The following is a 5,859-nucleotide window of genomic DNA, read 5'->3' as shown; positions in this document are numbered from 1 at the left end:
CAGGTGAGCAGGTGAGCAGGTGGGAGGAAAAAAACAGCTTTTCGCACAATCGACTATATGCAATCTATGCAACCGGACATGATATCACACCCCCACCATACACTACCGATGCCTAAGGACATGATATAACCCGCCACATCAAAGTCAAGGGAACGGCGTCCCCCGATGACCCCAACCTAACCGAATACTGGGAGAAACGTAGAACTCACTACGGGAAAACATACTTTGCAAAAGGTTCAAAGCTATTTAAAGTAGCTCAGGACCAAAGCTGGAAATGCCCAGTATGCGGTGAACACCTGTTTAATGGAGAAAAGCTACACACCCACCATAAAGTACAAGTGAAAGATGGGGGTACTAACAGGGAAGACAACCTAGTCCACCTACACCTCACCTGCCACAAGCATGTACACACGGGTAAATGTTCTGAGGCTCTGGAGGCAATAGCCGGATGATGGGAAACTGTCAAGTCCGGTTCAAAGGGGGGAGAGATGCGGCGATGTATGCTCTCCTACCCGACAATTCGTGCTTGCGATACTGGATGGATAACCAAGGGGTCAATAGATATGACCTCAATAAATATTGCAAAGTACTCAGGGAACAATTTTCTTGGTGCAAAAAGCTCTCGGCTCAGGCTTGTCAAGCTAGTGCTGAGAGAGCTTGGAGTGCCATTGCGAGGTTCTTTGATAATTGCCAGAAAAAGGTTCCAGGTAAGAAAGGATTCCCTGGATTCAAAAAACACCAAACCCACGGATCTGTAGAGTACAAAGTAGACGGGTGGTTTCTATCAGATGACCGATTAACCATTACATTTAGGGATGGTTTTAAGGCTGGAACCTTTAGGATGTGGGGAACTCGTGACTTGCACTTCTACCAAAAAGAGCAGATAAAGCGAGTCCGCGTCCTGCGTCGATCCGATGGGTATTATGTTCAGTTTTCCATTGACACTGAACGAATTGAGAAACACAAACCCACAAACAAAATGTTGGGTATAGATGTTGGTTTAAACTACTTCTACACCGATTCTGATGGCAACAAGATTGAGAATCCCAGGTTTTTAAGAAAAGCAGAGAAAGCGTTAAAACGCGCCCAAAAGCGGGTTTCTCGCCGAACTAAAGGTTCAACAAACCGCAAGAAAGCCATCCAGCGGTTAGGTAGAGCGCATCTGGCGGTATCGAGGCGGCGTAAAGACTTTGCGGTTAAGACTGCAAGGGCGCTCGTCCAGTCGGCAGATTTGGTAGCCATTGAAGACCTAAAAGTGCGGAACATGGTTAAAAACCATCATCTAGCCAAATCAATATCTGATGCTAGCTGGACATTGTTTAGGCAGTGGTTGGAGTATTTTGGCAAAGTATTTGATGTGCCAGTGATTGCTGTAGCACCTCATTACACCAGCCAAAATTGTTCCCATTGTGGGTATGAGGTGAAGAAAGCCTGATCGACACGCACTCATCAATGCCCTCACTGCGGTTACTTAGATGACCGCGATACAAATGCTGCCATCAATATTTTGGTTAAAGCATTACAAGGTCTAGCCCAACTACCGAGGGGCACTCGGAAAGTTACGCCGCTAGGGAGATGACCCGCTACTCGAATGGGGAAACCCAGATGGGTAAGGTTACTCGAAGAACCAGGAAATCTCATCAGCGATGATGGGAATCCCCACCCTCCGCGTCAGCTCTCTTGGGGAGGATGTCAATACGCTTGTCTACTATTTTTGAACGCAACTCAGTGTCTCGCAGATGTCGCTCTCAATTGTCTTATAAGAAAGAAGGCTGAAAACCCCTCGCCAATAGGTGCGGGGATGAAAGCTAACGGCAGTCTTTAGGCTGCCTGTTTTCTGCAGGCAAGGGAAAGCGAGCTATTAGGCTTCTAATTAGCTCGGATTTTGTCATGCCGCGTCGTTTTGCCTCTTGTTCAAGTTGGCGCATCTCATATTCAGTAACCCTAATGTCGAGTCTTAAAGTTTTCATAAATTGTCCCCACATTTGGTGGCACATCTAGTATAGTAGAAATATAGCAAGGAGGTCGAACATGCTAGTTCTGGAATACAAGGTTAAAGCTAAACCATGTTAGTATAAGGCGATAGAGGAAGCGATTCGCACAGTACAATTTGTACGCAATAAATGTTTGCGGTACTGGATGGACGCACCGAAAGAGTTAAAAATCAATGGTTTTGCGAGCAACAAATATTCTACAGAACTACGCAACGAATTTGGGTTCGTTAAAGACCTTAACTCAATGGCAGTACAAGCATCTGCGGAAAGAGCATGGTTGGCAATTTCTCGGTTTTACGATAATTGTAAAACCAAGAAACTTGGTAAAAAGGGATTCCCGCGCTTTCAAAAAGACAATGCAAGGGTCGAATACAAGACTAGCGGTTGGAAACTTCACCCAACAAAAAGACAAATTGCTATGACCGATAAAAAGGGTATTGGCGAAATCAAGTTGTTAGGAAAATGGGAGATTCATACCTATCCTATCAAGTCGTTCAAGCGAGTTAGAATTGTACGTCGTGCCGATGGCTAATACTGTCAATTTGCGTTAGAGGTTGATGTCAGCAAAGAATCCCGAATAGCCGATGGGGAAATAGGTATAGACGTTGGGTTAGAGTATTTTTACACTGATTATAACGGTCATCACGAGCCAAACCATAGATTTATACAGAAAGCATAAAAAGCGATTAAACACGCTCAACGACGAATTTACAAGAAAGAAAAAGGGAAGAATCAAAGACGAAAAGCGAGACGAAGATATGCCAAGAAACATTTAAAAGTAAGTAGGCAGCGGGAAGAACACGCTAAGAGACTAGCGCGTAACGTATGCAAGTCTAACGACTGTGGGATTCGTTGCGAGAGAATCACGGTAATAAAGCCCGTAAATAATCTCGCCAACCAACAACCCCTTCGTACAGGGTCGAGGTTGAACTCTCAGACGGATGTAGGTGAAAGTCCTACACATCAGACTCAGATGTTACTCCTGACCTGTCCACACCGACCAAACTCGGAATATTTGGAGGGTGAAGCTGGAAACAGGGCGCAATCAGAGATGAGTTATGGCATCACACTGGCGCTAACAGGGAGTCCCAACGGTGAAACCGAGCCTAAAAAAAAAGCAACCCAAGACTGAGCAGGACATAACAACAATCCTGACTCGATTGGAGAAATAAGAAAATTCCCGCCGCGTCATAGTCGTAACAGCGGTAAGAGTCTAGGGAATCCAATGGTTGAGCGCGACCTGAACTGGTCGTTTAGTACGGGAAGCCTACTTCCCTAGAGGATTCACACCCTCTACCCCTATGTAAAAGACTCTTCTAGAGTCCGGTCACGTACCGAGTAAGCAATGAAAGGACGGAGTGCAGACCACGAACGTAGCCGAAACTGGCAGCCCAAACTGGTTAGGAGCAAAGGGGAGTTCTCGCATGGTAAACGCAAGTGAACTATCACTTAAACTGCGTTATTCGATAAGAAGCCAAATAAGGCTGATAGGCTTCGACCAAAAGGTAAGTGAGTAGATTTATGATTTCAACCTTCATAAATCGTGTGAATATAACCCTCACCGCAGAATAGATAGTACCTAAACGAGAACAGACAACTAAGCGATACAACAGGATAAACCCTACTGAGTCTATCGGAGGTCGATACCGATAGTAAGCCAAGGGTAACCAAAGCAGAACTCTTAGGAGGGTAGAGGATGGAAGAAAAAGCGAATGCTGGCTTGTAATGAGCCAGATAGGGGTTGAAACATTATCCCTGACCGAAAGGAAAGCTAACTTCTTCTGGGTCTTATACGAAAGTAAACCCGACAAAGGAATCAAATCCGAGGACAAGTTAGATGGTGTCAACTACGACAACAAACGGACTGAAGAAACGACTTGAAGACTGGAACCAGGTTAACTGGAAGAAGGTTAGCAAACTCGTTAGAAACCTACGTCAGAGAATCTTTCGTGCGAGAAAACTTGGCAACTTCCGTAAGCTACGAAGCTTGCAGAAATTGATGCTACGAAGCCACGCAAATTTACTATTGTCTGTGGGACGTATCACCCAGACAAATCTTGGCAAAGCAACGGCAGGAATTGACAAAGAGGTGGTCAATACCCCGTCGCAGCGGGTGACTCTGATAAACAACTGGAATGGGGGAAACCTCAAACCGACTCGGAGGGTGGAGATACCGAAGCCTAACGGGAAGTTTCGACCACTCGGTATTCCGACCGTGCGTGACAGAATCGAACAAGCAATAGTAAAGAATTCACTAGAACCCGAATGGGAAGCCGTATTCGAGCAACACTCGTATGGTTTTCGACCGGGAAGAAGCTGTCAAGATGCCATAGAACAAAGCTTCATACGAACCTGTATGAGCAAAACAGGCAGAGACACTTGGGTTCTAGAAGCTGACATCAAGGGATTCTTTGACAACATCGCCCATGAATCCATCCTGTCCATGATGAGTAATTTCCCCAAAAGAGAACTTGTCAAAGGATGGTTAAAAGCGGGGTTTGTGTTCCAAGAGAAACTAAATCCTACGGAACAAGGCACACCACAAGGCGGGGTTATTTCACCCCTATTAGCCAATATTGGATTGCATGGCTTAGAAACTTACATAAAAGCCACCAACTCAAAACTTGGTGTGGTGCGATACGCCGATGACTTTATTGTTACGGCTAGAGACAGGGAAAGTCTCGAAATTGCCCAAAAACTGATACAAGCATGGATGTCAAAACGAGGTCTTGAATTAAGCGCTGAGAAGACGGTCATCACGTCAATGAAAGATGGCTTTGACTTCTTGGGGTTCAACTCCCGACACTAGGATGGAAAACTTCTCATCAAGCCGTCCAAAAAGAAGGTGTTAGCCTTCTGTAAGCGCCTGGGAGAAGAAATCAAAAACCTCAGCAGTGTAGAACAAGAAGTTTTAATCAAAAAGCTTAATCCAATTCTCAGGGGTTTTGCTTACTACAAAGGGGTGGTGAGCAAAGAAACCTTCGGTTATATCCATCATCGGATATGGCAATACCTTTGGCGTTGGGCGAAGCGTCGGCATCCCAACAAAAACTCAAAATGGATACGCAAACGTTACTTCAAGACTATTAAAGGCAATCGATGGACATTCGCTTGCACTACAAGCGACAGACGGGGCAGGGATAAAGAACTTGTCCTATATCAAATTGCATCTACAGCCATCGAGCGCCACATAAAAGTCAAAGGTGACGCTAGCCCAGATGACCCTTCGTTAAGAGAGTATTGGGAAAAACGCCACCAGAAGCTCGGAAAAACTCGCTTCGATAAAGACACTAAGCTTTTTACGATAGCAGAAAACCAAGGCTGGAAGTGTCCAGAATGTGGCGAACCACTATTCAACGGAGAGGAAATCGAAACCCATCACATAGCACTTGTGGCTGAGGGCGGAACGGACGACACGGAAAACCTTCAGCATCTACACAAAGCGTGTCACAAGCAGGTGCATAAAACCCAAGTTAAAACTCGCCTGAAGTAAGGCAATAGCCGGATGAGTGCGAAAGTCTCATGTCCGGTTCTTAGGGGAGGAGAGAGGGGTGACCCTCAAACCTCACCCGACAATGGCTACACCTAAAGGGACAAACAATCTGTCAGAGGGAACGAATAAAAACGAATTGAGGGTCAAGGGGACGGTCGAACCCCAAGTAGGCCAGACGAGTAGCGGAACTCCCTCAATTCGGGTAGGACAGACCGTAATTGGTCTCTCGGTGTTCAGAGTAAATCAACTGGAGCAGAGCATGATTAGACACAGCAGCAATGCTAGTGAATCCTGGAAGAATCTACCGTGGAAGAAATTCCGCAGAAATCTCTTCCGCCTACAAAAGCGAATTTACAAAGCTATTCAAGTTGG

3 protein-coding genes and 4 pseudogenes are annotated in these 5,859 nt (G+C 45.6%); 6 read left to right on the top strand and 1 reads right to left on the bottom strand.

Annotated features, from left to right (window positions below; genetic code table 11):
- Positions 1-125 precede the first annotated feature (125 nt).
- Positions 126-452, top strand: a pseudogene (locus MiSe_RS47310) (HNH endonuclease); the annotation flags it as partial.
- Positions 453-496: 44 nt separating this feature from the next.
- A pseudogene (locus tag MiSe_RS47305) lies at positions 497-1,650 on the top strand (RNA-guided endonuclease InsQ/TnpB family protein).
- 158 nt (positions 1,651-1,808) lie between these two features.
- Here the strand turns inward: MiSe_RS47305 and MiSe_RS47300 are convergent.
- Positions 1,809-1,970 carry a plasmid mobilization protein gene (locus MiSe_RS47300; protein ID WP_226594062.1) on the bottom strand — a complete coding sequence of 54 codons (162 nt, stop codon included), beginning with the start codon at positions 1,968-1,970 and terminating at the stop codon, positions 1,809-1,811.
- A 112-nt stretch (positions 1,971-2,082) separates the two neighbouring features.
- Here MiSe_RS47300 and MiSe_RS54360 point away from each other — a divergent pair.
- From MiSe_RS54360 to MiSe_RS47275, 4 genes and pseudogenes are all read left to right on the top strand, one after another.
- A pseudogene (locus MiSe_RS54360) lies at positions 2,083-2,835 on the top strand (RNA-guided endonuclease InsQ/TnpB family protein); the annotation flags it as partial.
- Positions 2,836-3,719: 884 nt separating this feature from the next.
- Positions 3,720-3,875: a hypothetical protein gene (locus tag MiSe_RS47290; protein WP_226594057.1), complete on the top strand. Its 156-nt coding sequence runs from the start codon at positions 3,720-3,722 to the stop codon at positions 3,873-3,875.
- Positions 3,832-5,487: pseudogene (ltrA, locus tag MiSe_RS54355) on the top strand (group II intron reverse transcriptase/maturase). Before MiSe_RS47290 ends, ltrA begins: the two are co-directional and overlap by 44 nt.
- A gap of 58 nt (positions 5,488-5,545) precedes the next feature.
- Positions 5,546-5,859 (top strand): reverse transcriptase N-terminal domain-containing protein (locus MiSe_RS47275; protein WP_226594052.1); only part of this gene is annotated, 314 nt, incomplete at its 3' end.

The sequence above is a fragment of the Microseira wollei NIES-4236 genome, from assembly GCF_020521235.1.
Taxonomy (GTDB): domain Bacteria; phylum Cyanobacteriota; class Cyanobacteriia; order Cyanobacteriales; family Aerosakkonemataceae; genus Microseira; species Microseira wollei.
Note: the sequence above shows the minus strand (reverse complement) of the source record. Positions and strands in the feature narration are given on the sequence as shown.